At 58.6% G+C, this 2,665-nt stretch carries 3 protein-coding genes; 2 read left to right on the top strand and 1 reads right to left on the bottom strand.

Annotated features, from left to right (window positions below; all coding sequences use genetic code 11):
• The first annotated feature begins 114 nt into the window (after window positions 1-114).
• Both H1Y01_RS05550 and H1Y01_RS05555 read left to right on the top strand, forming a co-directional pair.
• Window positions 115-927: a hypothetical protein gene (locus H1Y01_RS05550; protein ID WP_180539315.1), complete on the top strand. Its 813-nt coding sequence runs from the start codon at window positions 115-117 to the stop codon at window positions 925-927.
• 7 nt (window positions 928-934) lie between these two features.
• Entirely contained in the window at window positions 935-1,282 is a 348-nt protein-coding gene (locus H1Y01_RS05555) for a cupin domain-containing protein (protein WP_180539317.1), read from the top strand.
• Between the two features lie 5 nt (window positions 1,283-1,287).
• Here H1Y01_RS05555 and polA read toward each other — a convergent pair.
• Window positions 1,288-2,665 (bottom strand): DNA polymerase I (gene polA, locus H1Y01_RS05560; protein ID WP_180539319.1); only part of this gene is annotated, 1,378 nt, incomplete at its 5' end.

Here is a 2,665-nt window from a genome sequence, read left to right on the forward strand (position 1 = left end):
GAAAACCGTTGCCTGATCCGACCCCCGCTGAGGCACTGGCAATCACCTGGACGCTGCGCGTGGAGGGCGACCTGAGAGCGAGACGCCTGGCGGAACAGATCGAACAGGCGTGCCGTGCCCTTATCTAAGATCCAGACAGACATTCTGCGGCTTTTGGCGGCGCACCGCGACCCGGAAAGCGATGTCGGAGGGAGCACGCCGTTGACTTGCGACCTTCCTCGTTCGGTCAACATGAAAGCCTTCCGCGATCGGGAGGAACGAGTTGCCTTGGCGGCCGAACAGAATGGTGCACTTCTGCGGGAAAACGGCTATACGCTCGAGTGGCTGCGCCGCGAGCCGGGTCTTCGCACGGTCAGAGCGCGGCGCGATGCTGAATCGACCCGGCTCGAATGGGTCGCGGACGCCGACTATCGCTTCTTCCCCGCGATCCGGGATGATCTGTTCGGATATATCTTGCATCCCCTGGATATCGCTACGAACAAAGTAGCTGCCGCTTACGGACGCCGGGAACCGCGCGACGCCGTGGACTTAGTGAGCATCCACGAAACCATCTTGCCGCTCGGCGCCGTTATTTGGGCCGCTGCGGGGAAGGCGTTGGGATTTACACCGGAAGGAATTATCGCGGAGATCAGGCGTACGGCTCGCTACACGCTTGATGATTTCCAGGACATCAAGAGCGATCCGCCGCTCGACCCTACCGCGACCATGATCCGCCTGCGAGAGATTCTCTTCGAAGCCGAAGCGTTTGTGGTGCGCATGCCGACCGACAAGGTAGGCCTAATCTTCCTTCAGGACGGCGTGATCGTGCAGCCCGATCCGGACCGATTAGATGCCTATCAAACGCATGGCGGAGTAAGGCGCGGGCACTGGCCGACCAGTATCGACATTACCGCGGCGATGCTCGAACGCTATAACAAGAGAAACTAATCTTGCTATGGAGCCGAAGAGCTGGAACGACTACCCGTCAGAGCAAATGAACGCGCTGGTATCGCGCCGGTGTCTCCATACCGCGAATCTTACGATCGCGCAGATTACGCTCTCCAAAGGCGCGATTGTTCCCCTGCATGACCACGCGAATGAGCAGGTTACTTCCGTGATTAGCGGGCTGCTCTTGTTTCGGATGGATGGCCGCGAAATCCTGGTCAAAGCCGGTGAAATGCTTGCGATCCCTTCCGGTGTTCCGCACTTAGTCGAAGCTCTGGAAGATTCGATCGCTGTCGATGTATTTGCGCCGCGCCGCGAGGATTGGATTCGCGGCGATGACTCGTATCTTCGCAGATAGCCGTGCTACTTCGCATCGCGCCAGTTTACCCCGATCCCGACATCCGCGATTAACGGCACTTCGAGCTCGTAAACGCCCTCCATCTCGTGTTTCACCATGACGGCAATCTGCTCCACTTCACTTTCCGGAGCCTCTAAGACTAACTCGTCATGAACCTGGAGGAGTAACTTACCTTCCAGCTTTGACAGGTTTGCGTCGATTCGGATCATGGCCAGCTTGATTAGATCCGCCGCCGTACCCTGCAACGGTGAGTTGACCGCGGTCCGTTCCGCAAACCCTCGCGCGCTCGGGTTGCGGCTGTTCATATCCGGGATCGGCCGCTCGCGCCCGAAGAGCGTTTTGGTAACGCCCGTCGCACGCACATTTGCGATCGTATCGTCGATAAACCGCCGCACGCCCGCATACCTCAGGAAGTAGCTCTGTATATAATGCTCCGCTTCTTTTCGCGAGATGCCTAACTGCCGCGCCAGCCCGAACGAACTAATCCCGTACACAATTCCAAAGTTCACCGCCTTGGCTCGATTGCGCGCTTCACGGGTAACCATCATCGGCGGAACGCCCATTACTTCCGCGGCCGTCCGCGTATGGATATCTTCACCCGAACGGAACGCCTCCATCAGCACCGGATCGCGCGACATATGAGCCAGCAGTCTTAGTTCAATCTGAGAGTAGTCGGCCACCAGTAACTTCCAGCCGGGGCGGGGGACGAACGCCGCACGGATCTCACGCCCCAGTTCCGTCTTAACCGGTATGTTCTGTAAGTTCGGATTGGATGACGATAGACGCCCGGTGGCAGCGCCTGTCTGGTTGAAACTCGTATGGATGCGGCCGGTGCGCGGATCGATCAGCGCCGGGATAGCATCTACATAAGTGCCCTTCAACTTAGTCAACTGCCGATACTCAAGGACTTTGCGCGCGATCTCATGATTTTCGGCCAAGTCCTCGAGAATATCCGCCGCTGTCGAAACCGTCTTGCCTTTGCCGTACTTTACCGGCGCAGGCAGCTTCATTTCATCGAACAGCACGCGCCCCAGCTGCTGCGGCGAAGCTATATTGAATTCGCGTCCGGCGAGCGTATGAATCTCTTCGGTAAGCCGTATGATCTCGGTATCCATGAGGCGCGACAAACGGCCGAGCTCGTCGTGGTCGACCAGAATCCCGTTCTCTTCCATACGCGCCAGCACGGCGGCCAGCGGCAGCTCTAGAGTCTCGTAGATGCCGCGTAAGTTGCGGTCGTCAACGGAAGCCGAAAGAGTCGCGCATAACTCGCGAACATAGAGCGCGTGCTGAGCGGCATCATCGGGCAGCTTCAGATCGAGGCGGCGCTGCACCAGCTGGTCGAGAGCGCATCCGGACGGGTCGGCATCCAGCAGAAACGCGTAC

The sequence above is a fragment of the Nevskia soli genome, from assembly GCF_903970205.1.
GTDB lineage: Bacteria > Acidobacteriota > Terriglobia > Bryobacterales > Bryobacteraceae > Bog-113.